Source organism: Neobacillus sp. GCM10027624 (assembly GCF_042675345.1).
Lineage (GTDB): Bacteria > Bacillota > Bacilli > Bacillales > Cytobacillaceae > Neobacillus > Neobacillus cucumis_D.
Map to the genome: position 1 here is coordinate 281,282 of NZ_JBHTHD010000011.1, position 19,512 is coordinate 300,793.

At 40.4% G+C, this 19,512-nt stretch carries 20 protein-coding genes; 19 read left to right on the forward strand and 1 reads right to left on the reverse strand.

What is annotated here, in order from left to right; all coding sequences use genetic code 11:
• Positions 1–125: 125 nt before the first annotated feature.
• Entirely contained in the window at positions 126–1,400 is a 1,275-nt protein-coding gene (locus tag ACFQZ9_RS17575) for a replication-associated recombination protein A (protein ID WP_498944762.1), read from the reverse strand.
• 182 nt (positions 1,401–1,582) lie between these two features.
• On the opposite strand from ACFQZ9_RS17575, the gene cymR reads away from it, so the two are divergent.
• The 19 genes from cymR (at position 1,583) to greA (ending at position 19,449) form a co-directional block, all read left to right on the forward strand.
• On the forward strand, positions 1,583–2,002 hold the full coding sequence (gene cymR / locus ACFQZ9_RS17580) for a cysteine metabolism transcriptional regulator CymR (protein WP_198309282.1): 420 nt from the start codon (positions 1,583–1,585) through the stop codon (positions 2,000–2,002).
• Between the two features lie 45 nt (positions 2,003–2,047).
• Positions 2,048–3,190 carry a cysteine desulfurase family protein gene (locus ACFQZ9_RS17585; protein WP_498944763.1) on the forward strand — a complete coding sequence of 381 codons (1,143 nt, stop codon included), beginning with the start codon at positions 2,048–2,050 and terminating at the stop codon, positions 3,188–3,190.
• A 40-nt stretch (positions 3,191–3,230) separates the two neighbouring features.
• Complete coding sequence (gene mnmA, locus ACFQZ9_RS17590; RefSeq protein WP_498944764.1) at positions 3,231–4,349, forward strand: tRNA 2-thiouridine(34) synthase MnmA; 1,119 nt, start codon at positions 3,231–3,233, stop codon at positions 4,347–4,349.
• A gap of 138 nt (positions 4,350–4,487) precedes the next feature.
• Positions 4,488–5,141 (forward strand): tetratricopeptide repeat protein, encoded by a 654-nt coding sequence (locus ACFQZ9_RS17595; protein ID WP_498944765.1) that lies wholly within the window; start codon positions 4,488–4,490, stop codon positions 5,139–5,141.
• Positions 5,142–5,184: 43 nt separating this feature from the next.
• Entirely contained in the window at positions 5,185–7,599 is a 2,415-nt protein-coding gene (gene recD2 / locus ACFQZ9_RS17600; RefSeq protein ID WP_498944766.1) for an SF1B family DNA helicase RecD2, read from the forward strand.
• Positions 7,600–7,631: 32 nt separating this feature from the next.
• Positions 7,632–8,108, forward strand: a complete 477-nt coding sequence (locus ACFQZ9_RS17605; RefSeq protein WP_198309277.1) for a PRC-barrel domain-containing protein — start codon at positions 7,632–7,634, stop codon at positions 8,106–8,108.
• 12 nt (positions 8,109–8,120) lie between these two features.
• Positions 8,121–8,312, forward strand: a complete 192-nt coding sequence (locus tag ACFQZ9_RS17610; RefSeq protein WP_026572354.1) for a YrzR-like zinc ribbon domain — start codon at positions 8,121–8,123, stop codon at positions 8,310–8,312.
• 66 nt (positions 8,313–8,378) lie between these two features.
• Complete coding sequence (locus ACFQZ9_RS17615; protein WP_232489997.1) at positions 8,379–8,504, forward strand: YrzQ family protein; 126 nt, start codon at positions 8,379–8,381, stop codon at positions 8,502–8,504.
• 86 nt (positions 8,505–8,590) lie between these two features.
• On the forward strand, positions 8,591–9,670 hold the full coding sequence (locus tag ACFQZ9_RS17620; RefSeq protein WP_498944767.1) for an AI-2E family transporter: 1,080 nt from the start codon (positions 8,591–8,593) through the stop codon (positions 9,668–9,670).
• 339 nt (positions 9,671–10,009) lie between these two features.
• Positions 10,010–12,643 carry an alanine--tRNA ligase gene (gene alaS / locus ACFQZ9_RS17625; RefSeq protein ID WP_498944768.1) on the forward strand — a complete coding sequence of 878 codons (2,634 nt, stop codon included), beginning with the start codon at positions 10,010–10,012 and terminating at the stop codon, positions 12,641–12,643.
• 119 nt (positions 12,644–12,762) lie between these two features.
• Positions 12,763–13,029 (forward strand): IreB family regulatory phosphoprotein, encoded by a 267-nt coding sequence (locus ACFQZ9_RS17630; protein WP_026572357.1) that lies wholly within the window; start codon positions 12,763–12,765, stop codon positions 13,027–13,029.
• A gap of 3 nt (positions 13,030–13,032) precedes the next feature.
• Positions 13,033–13,449: a Holliday junction resolvase RuvX gene (gene ruvX, locus ACFQZ9_RS17635; protein WP_198309274.1), complete on the forward strand. Its 417-nt coding sequence runs from the start codon at positions 13,033–13,035 to the stop codon at positions 13,447–13,449.
• Between the two features lie 14 nt (positions 13,450–13,463).
• Complete coding sequence (locus tag ACFQZ9_RS17640; protein ID WP_198309273.1) at positions 13,464–13,754, forward strand: DUF1292 domain-containing protein; 291 nt, start codon at positions 13,464–13,466, stop codon at positions 13,752–13,754.
• 187 nt (positions 13,755–13,941) lie between these two features.
• Complete coding sequence (mltG, locus tag ACFQZ9_RS17645; protein ID WP_498944769.1) at positions 13,942–15,078, forward strand: endolytic transglycosylase MltG; 1,137 nt, start codon at positions 13,942–13,944, stop codon at positions 15,076–15,078.
• 228 nt (positions 15,079–15,306) lie between these two features.
• Entirely contained in the window at positions 15,307–15,957 is a 651-nt protein-coding gene (locus ACFQZ9_RS17650; protein ID WP_498944770.1) for an O-methyltransferase, read from the forward strand.
• Positions 15,954–16,883, forward strand: coding sequence for a peptidase U32 family protein (locus ACFQZ9_RS17655; protein ID WP_498944771.1), 930 nt, complete (start codon positions 15,954–15,956; stop codon positions 16,881–16,883). The genes ACFQZ9_RS17650 and ACFQZ9_RS17655 overlap by 4 nt, the downstream gene beginning before the upstream one ends.
• A gap of 17 nt (positions 16,884–16,900) precedes the next feature.
• Positions 16,901–18,172, forward strand: coding sequence for a peptidase U32 family protein (locus ACFQZ9_RS17660; protein WP_498944772.1), 1,272 nt, complete (start codon positions 16,901–16,903; stop codon positions 18,170–18,172).
• Between the two features lies 1 nt (position 18,173).
• Complete coding sequence (gene udk, locus ACFQZ9_RS17665; protein ID WP_026572364.1) at positions 18,174–18,806, forward strand: uridine kinase; 633 nt, start codon at positions 18,174–18,176, stop codon at positions 18,804–18,806.
• 166 nt (positions 18,807–18,972) lie between these two features.
• Complete coding sequence (greA, locus tag ACFQZ9_RS17670) at positions 18,973–19,449, forward strand: transcription elongation factor GreA (protein WP_026572365.1); 477 nt, start codon at positions 18,973–18,975, stop codon at positions 19,447–19,449.
• The last annotated feature ends 63 nt before the right edge of the window (positions 19,450–19,512 follow it).

Consider the following 19,512-nt stretch of genomic DNA (forward strand, 5'->3'; position numbering starts at 1 on the left):
TTGATATCCGTTCCAAAAGTGTCGATATCAACTCAAAAAGTGTTGATATCCATTCTAAAAGTGTCTATATCCATTTAAAAAGTGTTGATATCGCAACAAAAAATAGCCTCCGCGTAACGCGGAGGCTATTTTTTTCTGCCTGATAGTTTTGCATAGACCGTGGCCAATGCTTGTTCAAACTTACCAGTCTTTTTCGGTACATAGTATTGTTTATTTTTTAAGCGATTCGGTAAATATTGCTGCGGAACCCATCCATTTTCAAAGTCGTGCGGGTATTTATAGTCAATACCCCTGCCCAGCTCTTTTGCTCCTTTATAATGGGCATCACGCAGATGGTCAGGAACTTCGCCGACATTGCCTTTTTGAATATCCTCAAGCGCGGATTGAATCGCCAGCACTGCTGAATTGGATTTCGGTGATAAACATAATTCAATCACAGCGTTAGCAAGCGGAATTCTTGCTTCCGGGAAACCGATTCGTTCTGCTGTTTCAATCGCAGCCAGGGTCCGTGCCCCTGCTTGGGGACTGGCAAGACCGACATCTTCATAAGCGATAACAAGCAACCGTCTGCTAATGCTGATTAGGTCACCTGCTTCAATTAACCTGCCAAGATAATGAAGTGCAGCATCTACGTCACTGCCGCGAATTGACTTTTGGAAGGCGGAAAGAACATCATAATGGCCGTCTCCATCCTTGTCAGCAGCAAAGCTTTTCTTTTGTAAGCATTCTTCTGCTGTTGCCAAGTCAATATGAATAGCGCCGTCCTCGTCCTTGTCGCTCGAAAGAACAGCTAATTCCAGAGCATTTAAGGAACTTCTAACATCCCCATTTGATCCGATTGCAAAATGATTTAAAGCTTCATCGGTCAGGATAACCTTTACGTTTCCAAAGCCTCTTTCCGCATCTTCTAAAGCTCTGGTCAATGCTATTTTTACTTCTTCCGGCTCAGGCGGCTTTAACTCAAAAATTTGGCAGCGGCTGCGGATCGCCGGATTAATCGCGTGGTAGGGATTGCTCGTCGTTGCCCCTATTAAAGTAATTAATCCATTTTCTAAATAAGGTAGCAAAAAATCCTGTTTCGCTTTATCGAGGCGATGGACCTCATCCAATAGAAGAATTACCTTTCCGGACATTTTTGCTTCAGCAACGACAATCTCCATGTCTTTTTTATTATTGGTTACAGCATTTAGGGTTCGGAAAGCATATTTAGTACTTCCGGCAATCGCACTTGCAATCGAGGTTTTGCCAATTCCAGGCGGTCCATATAAAATCATCGACATCAGCTGTTTAGCTTTTACCATTCTGGCAATAATTTTTCCATCGGCAACAAGATGCTGCTGTCCGACAACCTCTTCAATGGTTCTGGGACGCATCCGAAATGCTAGAGGCTTTTGCTGCATAATCATCTCTCCAAATAAATACAGTTCTTTCTTATTAAGATATCATTTTTTCTATCAAAAGCATATTAAAGAACAATATGGTATAATGAATAAATGCCTATCAAGATACTAAGGATTTGATTCCTATTGACATTATAAAAAATAATTTTAAAATAGAAAAAGTTGAAATGAGGTGCCTTTAAATGAAAATATCGACAAAGGGCAGATATGGTCTGACCATTATGATTGAACTGGCTAAAAAATACGGTGAAGGTCCGATTTCGTTAAAAACAATTGCCCAAGCAAATGATTTATCGGAACATTACTTAGAACAATTAATTTCACCGCTTCGCAATGCCGGATTGGTAAAAAGTATTCGTGGAGCATATGGTGGTTACATTCTAGCTGATGATCCTTCAAAAATCACATCCGGTGATGTGATTCGTGTTCTTGAAGGACCAATTACACCGGTAGAGGGTATCGAGGATGAAGAACCGGCTAAACGAGAGCTTTGGATTCGTATTCGCGATGCGATTAAGGATGTATTGGATAATACAACATTGGAAGATTTAGCGAACCATAGCGATGATGGTGAGTCAGAAGCTTATATGTTTTATATTTGATGTCAAAATTAATTATATAGATTTCATTTGAATGAAGGTGGAATTATGGAACGAATCTATCTCGACCATGCCGCTACAACACCGATGCATCCAAGAGTTATGGAGAAAATGCTTGAAGCCATGAATGAAACCTTCGGGAATCCTTCGAGTATCCATTCTTTTGGAAGAGAAGCTCGGCACAAAATTGATCTCGCACGTGAAAACTTGGCAAAAAGTATCGGTGCAAAAGAGGTAGAGATTATTTTTACAAGCGGCGGAACTGAAGCAGATAACATGGCCCTATTTGGGGTTGCTGAAAGTTATCAAGCGAATGGGAAGCATATTATAACCTCACAAATTGAGCACCATGCAGTCCTTCACGCCTGTCATAAATTAGAAAAGATGGGGTATGAGGTTACCTATTTGCCTGTGGATGAAACTGGCAGGGTGTCTGTGGCCGAATTAAAAAATGCATTAAGAGAAGATACTATTCTCGTCTCAATCATGTACGGGAACAATGAGGTAGGGACGCTTCAGCCAATTGCTGAAATTGGGGAGGTCCTGAAAGACCATCAAGCCAAATTTCATACTGATGCGGTACAAGCCTACGGTGTTGAAAAAATAGATGTGAACAAATGTAATATTGACTTGTTGTCCGTTACAGCTCATAAAATCAATGGCCCGAAAGGTATCGGCTTTTTATATGCACGCGAAAATGTTAAACTAGCGCCGCGTCAATTTGGCGGAGAGCAAGAGCGAAAAAGACGAGCCGGTACCGAAAATGTTGCCTCAATAGTCGGTTTTCATGAAGCTGTTTTAATTTCAGCGGAAGAACTGTCTGATAAAAGGAATAGGTACACGGGGTTTAAGGAAACGTTTATTCAAAAACTCCGAGAGCACAGAATCGATTTTGCACTAAACGGAACACTTGAACATTCGCTGCCACATGTATTAAACTTAAGCTTTCCTGGGACAAATGTCGAGCAAATGCTTGTGAACCTCGATTTAGCGGGAATAGCGGTCTCCAGCGGTTCAGCATGTACAGCGGGTTCGATTGAACCTTCTCATGTACTGGTTGCTATGTTTGGAAAAGGATCTGAGCGGTTAATTAATTCGATTCGCTTTAGCTTTGGTTATGATACGACTACAGGGCAAATAGTGAGAGCGGCTGAAGAGACAGCCAGAATTGTGACGCGCTTAACAAAATAGATGTACGAATAATTTCTTATAGATAGAGAGGTGAATATGAATGGAGATCAGAGAGCCAAAAGATATCCGAGTGGTTGTGGGCATGTCCGGCGGGGTTGATTCGTCGGTTGCAGCTTTACTTTTAAAACAGCAAGGTTATGATGTTATCGGGATTTTTATGAAAAACTGGGATGATACGGATGAATTTGGCGTGTGTACAGCGACAGAGGACTATGATGATGTAATCCGTGTTTGTAACCAGATTGGCATTCCATATTATGCCGTTAATTTTGAAAAACAATATTGGGATAAGGTATTTACCTACTTTTTAGAAGAATATAAGGCAGGCCGAACCCCGAATCCGGATGTTATGTGCAATAAAGAAATTAAGTTTAAGGCTTTTCTTGAGCATGCGGTGAACCTCGGTGCTGATTATCTGGCAACAGGCCATTATGCACAGGTTGAGTACCGGGATGGAGAATATAAAATGCTCCGTGGCCGGGACGAAAACAAGGACCAAACCTACTTCTTAAACCAATTGACACAGGATCAGCTTAGCAAGGTCATGTTCCCGATTGGTAATCTTGAGAAATCAAGGGTAAGGGAAATTGCCAAGGAAGCTAATCTTGCGACTGCAACGAAGAAGGATAGCACTGGAATTTGCTTTATTGGGGAGAGGAATTTTAAGGATTTCCTAGGTCAATACTTGCCTGCCCAGCCGGGGAATATGGAAACCTTCGACGGCAAAGTAATGGGAAGGCATGAGGGCCTTATGTATCACACCATCGGTCAGCGTCATGGACTCGGAATTGGCGGGGCAGGCGAACCATGGTTTGCGATTGGAAAAGATTTAAAGCGCAATGTGCTTTATGTTGGACAAGGCTTTCATAATGAAATGCTTTATTCCGATTCCATTATTGCCGATGCCGTCAGCTGGGTTTCCAATCAAGAAAAACCAGCCGAATTTGAATGCACTGCAAAATTCCGTTACCGGCAGGAAGACCATCAAGTAACCGTCCATCTTCTCGAAGACAACAAAGCAAAAGTTGTCTTTAAAGAGCCAATCCGTGCCGTCACCCCAGGACAAGCCGTCGTCTTCTACAACGGCGACGAATGCCTCGGCGGCGGAACCATCGACGAAGTCTACAAAAATAACGAGCGCCTGACCTACGTCGGCTAAAAAATCCCTGATTCCACTGCGGAATCAGGGATTTTTTCGACAAAATTCGGGCGGTGCCTGGCGCCGCCCGAATTTTGTCGAATGAACTAACCACAGAAAAAAATATGGTATACTCTCAATAGAATGGAGTTGACTAGTTTGGATAAGAACCAATTGGGTGTTAAATATATGCAGGAAGGTAATTGGGAGGAAGCGGCGAGGGCTTTTAATGAGGCAATTTCGGAGAGCCCGCAGGATCCGGTTGCTTATATTAATTTTGGAAATGTGCTTTCTGCTGTTGGGGATGATGAGAAGGCTTTGAAGTTTTATGAGAAGGCGATTGAGCTTGATGAGAATGCAGCAGCAGCTTATTATAGTGCGGGAAACCTCTATTTTAGTAAGGAACATTTTGAGCAGGCGAAAAAAATGTTTGAAATGGCGTTGAAAAAAGGGCTCGAATCTAGTGATAACTTATTTATGCTCGGAATTACCCTTATTCAGCTCGATCAAGGGAAATTTGCCCTGCCTTATTTACAAAGAAGTGTGGAATTAAATGAAGAAGATGCTGAGGCACGCTTTCAATATGGATTGTGTCTCGCTCAATTACAATTCATTGATGAGTCAATCGTCCAATTGGAAAAATGTTTAGAGCTTGATCCCCAGCATGCAGATGCCTGTTATAATTTAGGCGTTGCCTATGGCTTTAAAGAAAATCCAGAAAAAGCAGCAGAAATGTTTGATAAAGCACTTGAAATTCAGCCGGACCATTTGCTTGCCGGCTACGGAAAAAAACTAATAGAGAATGAAAAATAAGCATTAATCCTTATGTCTCAAGGCCATGGAAGGAGGGAGTGTAATGGAAAAGCAGGACTCACTTGATTTATTTGCCGAACAAGGAAAGTTCGTGAAGGGGAAGCATCTTGTAACGATTTTTCATAATGAGCAAAATCTATACACCGTCCTGAGAATTCGAGTGGAAGAAACCAATGACCAATATGAGGACAAAGAGGCAGTGGTAACGGGTTATTTTCCGAAAATTCACGAACAGGAAACGTATATTTTTTACGGTGAATTTAAGGAACATCCGAAATTTGGTCTTCAATTTCACACCAATCATTTCCGAAAAGATATTCCTCAAACTGAACAAGGTGTTATTACTTATTTATCAAGTGAAATGTTTAAAGGGATTGGCAAAAAGACGGCGGAGAATATTGTTAAAGTATTAGGGGAAAATGCAATTTCAAAAATCCTTAATCAGCCGTCATTGCTCGACTCTATTCCAAAGCTGCCTCCTGATAAGGCGAAAATGCTTTATGATACGTTAATGGAACATCAGGGACTTGAACAAGTCATGGTCGCCTTAAATCAATATGGCTTTGGTCCGCAGCTTTCGATGAGAATATATCAAGCTTATAAGGAGGAAACCCTCGGGATTATTCAAAAAAATCCTTATAAGCTGGTCGAAGATATTGAAGGAATCGGCTTTGGCCGGGCAGACGAGCTAGGATATCAGCTTGGCATTTCTGGAAATCATCCAGACCGAATCAAAGCAGCTTGCCTTTACACGCTTGAAAATGAAAGCATGCAGACAGGACATGTATACATACCTGCAAAAGACTTATTAGAAAAAGTAAAAAACCTTCTCGAAGAAAACAAACGAGATCAAATTGAATTTTTGGATATCTCGAATGAAGTAATTAAGCTTGAAGAAGAGGGGAAAATAATTGGCGAAGAGCAGCGTGTCTATCTTCCCTCATTATATTTTGCTGAAAAGGGCCTCGTGACCAATATTGATCGAATCTTAGAGCAATCCGAGTACAAAGAACAATTTCCAGAATCAGAGTTTTTACTTGCACTTGGAAGCCTTGAAGAAAGACTCGGCGTGGAATATGCTCCCTCGCAAAAAGAAGCAATCCAAACGGCCTTAATGTCCCCGATGCTAATTTTAACAGGCGGTCCCGGCACTGGTAAGACGACCGTCATCAAAGGGATTGTCGAGCTTTATGCCGAACTTCATGGCTGCTCCTTAGAACCAAAGGATTATCAAAAGAAAGACGAACCCTTTCCTTTTTTACTTGCCGCACCAACGGGCAGAGCCGCGAAAAGGATGAGCGAGTCGACAGGTCTTCCTGCCGTTACAATTCACCGTTTACTTGGTTTTAATGGAACAGAAGGTTTTGACCGTGATGAAACAACACCGCTTGAAGGAAAAATTATTATCGTAGATGAAACGTCCATGCTCGATATTTGGCTGGCAAATCAGTTGTTTAAGGCACTTCCGGAGCATATACAAGTCATTTTAGTCGGAGATGAAGATCAATTGCCATCTGTCGGACCAGGGCAGGTTTTAAAAGATCTATTGAATTCAGAAAGAATTCCGACGGTTAGATTAACCGATATCTATCGTCAGGCAGAAGGGTCTTCTATCATTGAACTTGCCCACGATATTAAAAAGGGGTTATTACCGGCTAATGTAACAGTCAAACAACCTGATCGCTCTTTTATCCGCTGTTCAACCGCACAGGTTGCGCAGGTTGTGGAAAAAGTCGCATTAAATGCAAAAAACAAAGGATATTCGGCAAAGGATATCCAGGTGTTGGCACCGATGTACCGCGGACCCGCAGGGATTGACCGCTTAAATGTTTTACTGCAGGAAATCTTTAATCCAAACCCGGATGGTTCGCGTAAAGAAATTACTTTCGGTGATGTAAAATATCGAATCGGTGACAAAGTGCTTCAGTTGGTCAATCAGCCAGAAAATAATGTTTTTAACGGTGATATTGGCGAAATTATTTCGATTATCTATGCAAAAGAAAATACCGAAAAACAAGATATGATTTACATTTCCTTTGAGGGGCATGAGGTTGAATATACAAAGCAGGATTTGACACAAATTACTCATGCTTATTGCTGTTCTGTCCATAAGTCGCAGGGAAGCGAATTTCCGATTGTCATTCTTCCTATAACAAGAAGCTACTACCGAATGCTGCGGCGGAATTTAATTTATACAGCGATTACCCGCAGTAAACAATCGTTAATCCTCTGCGGTGAAGAAGATGCCTTAAGAATGGGCGTCGAACGGGCGGATGAATTAAGCAGACTAACGACCCTTTGCCATAAGCTGCAGGAATCCATCCCTGCCAATGGAAGCGAAACAAAAATGGAAACACAAATTCCCGATGGGCTAACATTAGAAGAGGCTTTAATGAAGGTCGATCCAATGATTGGAATGGAAAACCTTACACCTTATGATTTTATGGTTAATAACTGAAACTATAAATGTTCGGAAAGGTGGGACACTTTTTGCGGACATTTTCTTTATTAAAAAATCAACCGGTGTTTGACATCAAATCAGGGACGAAAATCGGTGAAGTAAGTGATTTATTTATTACAAGCAATGGAGTCGTAAAAGGTTTATTGGTCAAAAAAGGCGCTTTCATCAAACAAACGGTATTTTTGGACATTCAGAACGTCGCTTCCTTTGGTGCAGATGGGATCATGATTGAAGATGCTGACCATTTAGAAAAGCTTAAAACACCTCCGGAATATACTTTTTCGCATCAACATTCATTAAATGGGCATATGATTGTAACAAAGAGCGGCGATTCAATCGGCCTATTAAAGGATGTATATTTTCTGGAAGAATTGGGCACAATCGTAGGGTATGAAATTACGGATGGCTTCTTTTCAGAAATCACTGAAGGGAAACAGGTTATTCAATCCGAAAAGCCCCCGGCGATTGGAAGAGATGCCATCATCGTAGATGTTAACCAAACGTGAGGTGTCTTTTTCATGTTAAAGTGTCCCAATTGCCAGAGTAAGGATATCGGAAAAATTGGTATCAACCAATATTATTGCTGGAATTGTTTTATTGAATTGTCCCTTTCTAAAGGCATTATTAATACTCATCAAGTCGAGGAAGATGGGACTCTTAGTTCCTTAGATGATTTGTTTGAAGAAGAAGAGCGTCGTTACACCATTTAATTTTAATCAGCTAGCACCTGTTCGTAGAATTCCTATCTTAAAGAAGAGGTGATACGTGTGAATAAAATGATGACGACTGTTGTTGCTTTTGGGGCAGGAATGGCAGCTTACAACTGGGCACAGCGAAACAATGTTATGTCAGCCCGCAATATGAAAAAAATGCAGAGGAAAGTTAAACGCACGATTTTTTAAACCTATGCCCCCTCCTAATTGAGGGGGTATTTTAATGCATAAATCCCTCTTCTCCCTCCAACACTAACCAAAAAGGGGTGAGAGGGTTGGATATTCGTATGAAATGGTATTATCGAATTGGGTTCTTGCTCCTTTTATTAGTGGCGATTTATTTGTTTTTTAAAATTCGTTTTGTCTGGCTGCCATTAGTAAAGGTTGTATTTTATATTTTATTACCTTTCCTAATAGCCGGTTTTATTACGTATCTGCTTCATCCGATTGTTGAAAAGCTTCATGAAAAAGGGCTTCATCGCGGCCTTGCGATATTCCTCATCTACTGCTTATTCTTTGGAGGTCTCGGCTTTGCTTTATACAAGGGAATTCCAGCTTTTATCAATCAGTTAAAAGATCTATCGGAAAGTGCTCCACTTTTAGCGGAGCAATACCGTGGTTGGATTCATACACTTCAATCCCATACACGGGAATGGCCAGATGGACTTCAAGGAAAAATGAATGACGGAATTGATGCTTTTGAGGCAAAGTTAAATTCTTTGCTCACGATCATCGTTGAAATTCTCTTAAACTTTCTTAATTCCGCTTTAATCGTGATGATTATTCCATTCATCGCATTCTATATGTTAAAGGATTTCCCCTTACTTAAACGAGTGGTGTGGTATTTAACTCCAAGGAAATGGCGCAGACAGGGAAAGCGTTTTTTAAGGGATGTAGACGAGTCATTGGGGAGTTACATAAGGGGGCAGCTCCTTGTTTGTGTCATTATCGGCAGTGCTGCATCACTATTATTTTGGGTATTTCATTTACGTTACCCGCTCCTTTTGGGATTTATTGTTGGGATTACGGATGTCATCCCTTATTTTGGTCCCATTTTAGGTGCAGTTCCGGCAGTTATTATTGCCGCTACCCTTTCAGTAAAGCTTGTAATTATTACAATCGTGATTATTTTAGTCCTGCAATTTCTTGAAGGGAATATTCTATCCCCTTATATTGTCGGAAGAAGCCTTCATATGCATCCGCTCCTCATTATGCTCGCCATCACGGCAGGCGGAGAAATTGGCGGTGTAATCGGGCTCATTTTGGCTGTCCCGGTACTTGTTGTCTTAAAGGTAGGAGCTATTCATGCAAAAAATCATTTTATGCAAAAAAATACGAAGGATTCCCCGTCCTAATTGACAAACAATTTTAGAGTAGCTATAATTCGTCATATAGTATTGAATAAATGTATGTAACATGTTGAAGGATCGAGTATGTTGTAGACCATTTGTAACGCCTAAAGCGCGTGAAGAGAGGAGCTTCCAAGGCTGAAAGAAGCTCTAAATGAAGGATGACAGAAAGCTAATCCAGAGTGCAGCTAATCCCTGCCGTTTTGCCGCGTTAAGGCAGCTGAGAGATGAATACAGCTTTTTGTATTCATAATCAGGGTGGTACCGCGAGTCAAGTCCTCGTCCCTGTTTTAGGGATGAGGGCTTTTTTGTATTTTTTTAATATATATTAGGAGGTCTAAACAAATGAAAAATTTAACAGGCTCTGAAATCCGCAAAATGTTTTTAGACTTTTTTAAAGAAAAAGGTCATTCCGTTGAACCAAGTGCACCCCTTGTACCGATTGATGATCCATCGCTTCTTTGGATTAACAGCGGGGTTGCAACTTTAAAGAAGTATTTTGACGGCCGGGTCATTCCGGAAAATCCAAGGATTACAAATGCGCAAAAATCAATCCGTACCAATGATATTGAAAATGTTGGTAAAACAGCCCGACACCATACATTCTTTGAAATGCTCGGGAATTTCTCCATCGGTGATTATTTTAAAGAAGAAGCAATTGTTTGGGCATGGGAGTTTTTAACCGATCAAAAATGGATTAATTTTGATCCAGAATTACTTTCCGTTACCATCCATCCAGAAGACGAAGAAGCATATGAAATTTGGAATAAAAAGATTGGAATTCCTGAGGAACGCATTATCCGCCTTGAAGGGAACTTCTGGGATATCGGGGAAGGCCCAAGTGGTCCAAACTCAGAGATTTTCTATGACCGGGGTCCGGAATATGGTGATGACCCGGCAGACCCAGAGCTTTATCCTGGAGGAGAAAACGAACGATATCTTGAAGTATGGAACCTAGTATTTTCGCAATTTAACCATAATCCAGATGGAACCTACACCCCGCTGCCAAAGAAAAATATTGATACTGGCATGGGCTTAGAAAGAATGGCGTCTGTCGTTCAAAATGTTCCAACAAACTTTGATACGGATTTATTTATGCCAATTATTCGTGCAACAGAAGAAATTTCAGGCGGAAAATATGGTGTAGACAAGGAAAAAGATGTGGCTTTTAAGGTAATTGCCGATCATATTCGGACAGTTGCATTTGCTGTCGGTGATGGTGCATTGCCTTCTAATGAAGGTCGTGGTTATGTATTGCGCCGCCTGCTCCGCCGTGCGGTTCGTTATGCAAAACAAATTAATATTAACCGTCCGTTTATGTACGAGCTTGTTTCTGTTGTAGGTGAGGTAATGCATGACTTCTATCCTCAAGTAAAGGAAAAATCAGAGTTTATTCAAAAGGTAATTAAAAATGAGGAAGAGCGTTTCCATGAAACACTTCATGAAGGCTTAGCGATTTTATCAAATGTCATTAAAAAAGAGAAGGAAAAGGGCAGCGATACGATTCCTGGCGCAGATGTTTTCCGACTGTATGACACTTACGGATTCCCTGTTGAATTAACGGAGGAATATGCTTTGGAAGACGGGATGAAAATTGATCATGACGGGTTTGAAGAGGAAATGGAACAACAGCGCGAACGTGCCCGCGCAGCTCGTCAAGATGTTGATTCCATGCAGGTTCAAGGCACTGTGCTTGGAAACCTGAAAGTCGAAAGCCAATTTATTGGCTATGGAAATCTTCAAACAAATGCTAAGGTTGTTGCCATTATTAAAGATGGTGAATTAGCCCAGGAAGCATCAAACGGCGAAGAAATTCAGTTTATCCTGGATGCTACTCCGTTCTATGCAGAAAGCGGTGGACAAATCGCAGACCATGGTGTCCTTCAGGCTGAGGGTGTTTCTGTAAAAATTAAAGATGTTCAAAAGGCTCCAAACGGCCAAAACCTTCATAAGGCTGTGGTTGAAGCGGGAACTCTAAAAACAGGTCAAACAGTTACGGCTGTGGTTGACCAAGTAAACCGTGTGAAAATTACAAAGAACCATACAGCTACCCATTTGCTTCATCAAGCATTAAAGGATGTACTTGGAACCCATGTTAACCAAGCAGGATCATTGGTTGAACCTGATCGGCTTCGTTTTGACTTTTCCCATTTTGGTCAGGTAGGACCGGAAGAACTTGAGCAGGTTGAGCAAATTGTGAATGAAAAGATTTGGCGAAACATGGAGGTAGATATCAATTTAAAACCAATCGCTGAAGCAAAGGAAATGGGTGCGATGGCCCTCTTTGGCGAAAAATACGGTGATATTGTCCGCGTGGTAAAAGTTGGTGATTACAGTCTCGAACTTTGCGGTGGTTGTCATGTTCCGAATACTTCAGTTATTGGTTTATTTAAAATTGTCTCTGAAGGCGGTATTGGTGCCGGGACAAGAAGAATTGAAGCGGTTACTGGTGAAGCGGCATACCTGCTATTAAATGAACAGGTTGGATTACTAAAAGAAGCAGCTGAAAAATTAAAAACCAATCCAAAGGATATCGTATCTCGTATTGAGGGTCTTTCTGCTGAAATTAAGCAGCTGCATCGTGAAAATGAATCATTGGCAGCAAAGCTTGGAAACATTGAAGCAGGAAATCTTGTTTCCAGAGCAAAGGAAATTGATGGTGTTAACGTGTTGTCTGCAAAGGTTCAGGCAGCTGATATGAATAACTTAAGGAATATGGCTGATGATTTGAAACAAAAACTTGGATCTGCTGTTATTCTTTTAGGAAGTGTTCATGAAGGAAAAGTGAATTTAATTTCTGCTGTTACAAAGGATTTAAATGAAAAGGGCTATCATGCCGGAAAACTGATAAAAGAAGTGGCAACACGATGCGGCGGCGGCGGTGGCGGCCGACCTGATATGGCTCAGGCAGGCGGTAAGGATCCTGAAAAACTTGATTCTGCCCTGCAATTCGTCGAAGAATGGGTAAAATCCATTTGATAATGGGACAAAGTAGTGTAAAATGTAGGTAACTGAACTAAAAAGCTCCAGTGACGTATCCAGACACTGGAGCTAAACTAGACAATTTTCTCCTTATCACGAATGCGAGGTGCAATAAAATGAGCTCATTTGACAAAACGATGAGGTTCAGTTTTCCTGAAGAGCCTTTTGAACACGATGTAAACGATGTTCTTTTCCAAGTATACGAAGCCTTACAGGAAAAGGGGTACAATCCAATTAATCAAATTGTCGGCTACCTTTTATCCGGTGATCCTGCGTATATTCCAAGGCATCGGGATGCCCGCAACATTATTCGCAAGCTTGAACGGGACGAAATTATTGAGGAATTGGTTAAATCATATTTAAAACAACAGCGTGAGGTTTAGTGAATGCGCATTATGGGATTGGATGTAGGCTCAAAAACAGTCGGAGTGGCCTTAAGTGATGAACTTGGCTGGACTGCACAGGGTTTAAAAACGCTCAAAATCAATGAAGAAAAGAATGAGTTTGGTTTTGATGAAATTGGTCAAATAATAAAAGAGTATCAAGTCAGCCAGGTTGTCATCGGACTACCCAAAAATATGAACGGCACTATTGGTCCGCGTGGAGAAGCGAGTCAAAATTTTGCAGCGGAGGTTGAAAGCCGCTTTGAAGTTCCGACTGTTTTGTGGGATGAGCGGCTTTCCACCATGGCCGCCGAGCGCGTGCTTCTTGAAGCAGATGTAAGCCGGAAGAAACGGAAGAAAGTAATCGATAAAATGGCTGCAGTGATGATTTTACAAGGCTATCTAAATAGCAAAAATTAATGAGGTGAAAAAAAATGGATCACGGCGAAAACAATATTACAGTAGTAGATGAGAACGGAAATGAACAATTATGTGAAGTATTATTTACCTTCGATTCAGAAGAATTCGGTAAATCATATGTTCTTTATTACCCAATAGGTGCGGAGGAAGATGATGCAGATGATATCGAAATTCATGCTTCTGCCTTTATCCCGACTGAGGACGGAGAAGACGGCGAATTAATGCCAATCGAAACCGATGAAGAATGGGATATGATTGAAGAGATGCTCAATACCTTCCTTGAAGAACAAGAGGACGAAGAATAAGTGTGAGAAAAATGACCTATTTTATAGGTCTTTTTTTTTGCCGAAAATCCTACTTTTTTCTGCAATTTCACTGAAAAATTGACAATTTTCGCTGTATATGATGAAATTACTACGATATCTTATTATAATATTTTGTTTATTTTTAGTAATTTTTGTAAACGTTTTATTGGCACAGGGGGGAAGACTATTGGCAACTGAAGATAAAGGGCCAAATAAAGAAGCAATTAGAAAAAAGTTATTGGAACATCAAGGTGAAGCAAAAATTGTCAGACGTATTGTCTTAATCGTTTCAATCATCATAATATTACTCATTGTTGTCATTGGCGGCGGGGGATATCTATACATTCAATCAGCACTCAAACCAGTGGATCCAAAGAGTAAAATATCTAAAAAAGTCGATATTCCAATCGGCTCATCTGTCACAGGAATAGCTGAAAGATTAGAATCGAACGGAATTATTAAAAACGCAAAAGTGTTTAAGTACTATGTGAAATTAAAAAACGAGGGCGGCTTTATGGCTGGAAATTATGAGCTAAGCCCTTCGATGGATATCCCGGAGATTGTCGGCCGGTTGAAAACAGGAAAAGTTCTCCAGCAGGCAGCCTTTAAGATTACCATTCCGGAAGGAAAGCAATTAAAAGAAATTGCCCATATTATGGCTAAGGAAGTCCATAAACAAGATCAGGATGTATTCAATCAATTAAATGATAAAAATTTTGTTAAAGGATTGATGGCGAAATACCCAACGCTTTTAACAAATGAAATTCTAAATTACAATATCAAATATCCACTTGAAGGATACTTGTACCCGGCAACCTATTCCTTTTATAAGAAAAATCCATCTGTCGACGAAATGGTATCGGCGATGCTGGATAAAACAAAAACAGTATTATCTCAATATACAACTGAAAGTGAAAAGAAAAAACTTTCTGTTCATCAACTGTTAACGATGGCGTCGTTAATTGAGGAAGAGGCTACCGAAAAGGCAGACCGTAAAAAAATATCAAGTGTTTTTTATAATCGGCTAAAAAAAGGAATGCCGCTGCAGACGGACCCGACCGTGCTTTATGCACAGGGGAAACATAAGAAGAAAGTCTATTATGCAGATTTAGAAGTGAGTTCACCTTATAATACGTATAAAAATACCGGTTTACCTCCAGGTCCCATCTCAAATGCTGGGAAAATCTCCATAGAGGCCGCACTTCGCCCTGAAAAAACAGATTATTATTATTTTCTTGCTACAGCTGATGGATCGGTTATTTTTACAAAAACACTTGCTGAGCATAATCAGGAAAAAGCAAAGCATATTTCCAATAAAAAATAGGTATAATTTTTAGGGGGGAAATTAGCATTCCCCTTTTTTTTATGATAAAATAATTCAAGTGTTTTAATAAAGCAAACCATAGCGTGACTCACGGGAAGGTATATTGGCCACTCTTTGCTTTAACGCATCACCTTGAAAAACTTTCAAGTGATGAGGTCCTTTTCTGTGAACGCTATTTTTTCATGTCTAAAGAGAGCATTATGCTTTTAAAGGATTGAGGTGAGTAGCTTGCAATACGAAAAGCTACATTCTTATATAGAAAATTTAATTTTGGATCGAATTCCATTGCTGCAGGAAATGGAAGATTTCGCAAAGAATCACCATGTCCCAATCATGGAACTGGCAGGAATCGAAGCGATGCTGCAACTTCTCCGAATACAGGATTCAAAAAAAATCCTCGAGGTCGGTACTGCAATTGGCTACTCGGCACTGCGTATGGCTTATACCCTACCCGAAGCCAAAATTGTCACAATTGAACGAGATGAGGAGCGCTTTGCATTTGCAGAAGCCTTTATCAACCGTTCCGGAAAAAGTGAGCAAATTTCCCTTATTAAAGGGGATGCGCTGGAAGTCGAAGAACTTGTGGCTGGACATGCTCCTTTTGATGCGATTTTCATTGATGCCGCAAAGGGCCAATATAAGAGATTTTTTGAAATTTATTCAAAGTTCCTTTCTCCAGGTGGAATGATTATTACGGATAACGTCCTTTTTAAAGGACTTGTTTGTGAATCGGAAATTGAATCGAAACGAACAAGAAATCTTGTAAGGAAAATAGATGATTTTAATCGCTGGCTCATGGCCCATCCTGACTACGATACGATCATACTCCCAGTTGGTGATGGTGTGGCTATTAGTAAAAGAAGAGGTGAAAAAGAATGAAAAAACCAGAAATTTTAGTGACTCCTTTATCTGTAGAGGATATTCTGCCACTTGCAGAAGCCGGTGCAGATGCATTTGTAGTTGGAGAACAACGCTATGGTTTGCGGTTAGCCGGTGAATTCAACCGTGAACAGGTTCAAAAGGCAATTGAACTTGCCCATTCTAAAGGAAAAAAAGTATATGTAGCCATGAATGCCATTTTTCATAATGAAAAAGTGGCTGAATTAAATGATTATATCCGTTTTGCTGAAGAGGCTAATGCGGATGCAATTATTTTTGGAGATCCTGCAGTATTATTGGCTGCTCGGGAAACTGCCCCAAACATGAAGTTACATTGGAGCACAGAGACAACCGGAACAAACTGGTATACCTGTAATTATTGGGGGAGAAAGGGCGCAAAACGGGCCGTTCTCTCACGTGAAATAAATATGGATGCGATTGTTGAAATCAAAGAGAAAGCGGAAGTGGAAATTGAAGTTCTTGTTCATGGAATGAGCTGCATGTTCCAATCGAAGCGTTCCTTACTTGGTAACTATTATGAGTACCAAGGTAAAGTCATGGAAATCGAAAATCGTAAAATGCAAAAGAATATGTTCCTACATGACAAAGAACGGGAAAATAAATATCCGATTTTTGAAGATGAAAACGGTACGCATATTATGAGTCCAAATGATATTTGTATTATTGATGAATTGCAGGATATGTTAGAGGCTGGTGTCGATTCCTTTAAAATTGACGGAATTCTGAAAAGCTCTGAATATATCCTTGCTGTGACAAAGGCATATCGAGAAGCCATTGATTTATATTTTAAAGATGAAGAGCTTTATGAAGATAAAAAAGAAGAATTATTAGCGGCTATTGAAGAAATTCAACCGCCTAATCGTCCTTTAGATACAGGGTTCTTTTTCAAAGAAACGGTTTATTAAAAGGAGGGAAATTGAATATGAGTATTGTTAAAGATAAAATATCAGAGATCATTGATGGTAAGCGCGTGATTGTTAAGAAACCCGAGCTGCTTGCACCTGCAGGAAATCTTGAAAAATTAAAAATCGCTGTTCAATATGGGGCTGACGCCGTATTTATCGGTGGCCAGGAATACGGCCTCCGCTCGAATGCTGATAACTTTACATTTGAGGAAATGAAAGAGGGCGTGGAATTTGCTAAAAAGTATGACGCAAAAATCTACGTAACCACTAATATTTATGCCCATAATGAAAATATTGATGGATTAGAAGAATATTTAACGGGCTTAAAAGAGGCCGGTGTAGCCGGAATCATCGTCGCAGACCCGTTGATTATTGAAACATGCAAAAGAGTGGCACCGGGTATTGAAATCCATCTTAGTACGCAACAATCTCTTTCTAACTGGAAAGCCGTCCAATTTTGGAAGGAAGAAGGCTTGGAACGGGTGGTTTTAGCACGCGAAACAAGTGCGGAAGAGATTAAAGAAATGAAAGAAAAAGTGGATATCGAAATTGAAACCTTTATTCATGGCGCCATGTGTATTGCCTATTCAGGACGTTGTACGTTAAGTAATCATATGACAGCACGGGATTCCAACCGCGGCGGCTGCTGCCAATCATGCCGCTGGGATTATGATTTATATCAACTCGAAGGCGGACAAACGGAAGCTCCGCAATTTGCTGAGAATGATTCACCATTTGCGATGAGCCCGAAAGACCTAAATTTGATCAAAGCCATACCGCAAATGATTGAAATAGGAATCGACAGTTTGAAAATTGAAGGACGGATGAAATCGATTCACTATATTGCCACAGTGGTTAGTGTATATCGTAAAGTCATTGATGCCTATTGTGCAGATCCCGAGAATTTTATCATCAAGCGTGAATGGTTAGAAGAGCTTGATAAATGCGCAAACCGTGAAACGGCACCGGCATTTTTTGAAGGCGTTCCAGGGTATAAAGAGCAAATGTTTGGTAATCATAGCAAGAAGACAACGTTTGAATTTGTCGGCCTTGTGTTGGATTATAACGAGGAGACACAAATGGTTACCCTCCAGCAGCGTAATCATTTTAGACCGGGAGATGAAGTTGAATTCTTCGGTCCGGAAATTCAAAACTTTACGCATGTCATTGAGAAAATATGGGATGAAAAGGGTCAGGAATTGGATGCTGCAAGACATCCGCTTCAAATTGTACAATTTAAATTGGACAAACCGGTTTACCCTAACAACATGATGCGAAAGGAGAACTAAGATGCGCAAACCAGTTGTTATTGGTGTAACCGGCGGCTCCGGCTCCGGAAAAACCAGTGTAACAAAAGCTATTTATGATAGCTTTAAAGGACATTCCATCCTTATGCTTGAGCAGGATTATTACTATAAGGATCAGAGCGAGCTACCATTTGAGGAACGGCTGAAAACGAATTATGATCATCCGCTTGCATTTGATAATGATTTACTAATTGACCATATTGAAAGGCTTTTGCGCTATGAACCAATAGAAAAGCCAGTATATGATTACGCGCTTCATACCCGTTCAGATAAAATCATTCCTGTTGAACCAAAAGATGTTATAATTTTAGAAGGAATCATGGTTCTTGAGGACGAACGTCTACGTAATTTAATGGATATTAAACTCTACGTGGACACTGATGCCGATTTAAGAATTATCCGCCGAATGCAGCGTGATATTAAAGAACGGGGCCGGACATTGGATTCGGTTATTGATCAATATGTGAACGTTGTACGGCCAATGCATAATCAATTTATCGAACCTTCGAAACGGTATGCGGATGTTATTATTCCTGAGGGCGGACATAATCATGTAGCAATTGATTTAATGGTCACAAAAGTTCAAACAATTCTTGAACAAAAGTCATTTTTATGAAACAATAACAAAGAATAGCCTAATTGATTCCAATTTGGAAAAATATATTGCGGCGCGCCCTGATAAAAGGACGCGCTCCTATGCATTTACAAAAGATGCATAAAACCTACATATATCTCAAACACAATCTTTTGGGGGATTGTGATACTAGAAGGAGTGAGAAGTTTTGGCAGCAGAAAAAGTATTTCCAATGACACAGGCTGGTAAAGAAAAACTCGAACAGGAGCTTGAATACCTAAAATCCGTTAAGCGGAAAGAGGTGGTGGAGCGGATTAAAATTGCCAGAAGTTTTGGTGACTTATCTGAGAACTCTGAGTATGATTCAGCTAAAGAAGAGCAAGCATTTGTCGAAGGCCGTATTACCACATTAGAAAACATGATTCGAAATGCTAAGATCATCGAAGAAGGCGAAATGGTAAGTGATTCCGTAACCCTAGGAAGATCTGTAACATTTATTGAACTTCCTGATGGTGAAGAAGAAACCTATACGATTGTCGGCAGCGCCGAAGCAGACCCATTCGAAGGGAAAATCTCGAATGATTCACCAATCGCGAAAAGCCTTATAGGTAAAAAGGTTGGGGACGAAGTCTCTGTACAAACTCCAGGCGGTGAAATGAGCGTTAGAATTATTACGATTAAATAATAAAAATAGAATAAATTGTTTGAAATTTCCAAACCTCGTCAAAACTTTTGACGAGGTGTTTTT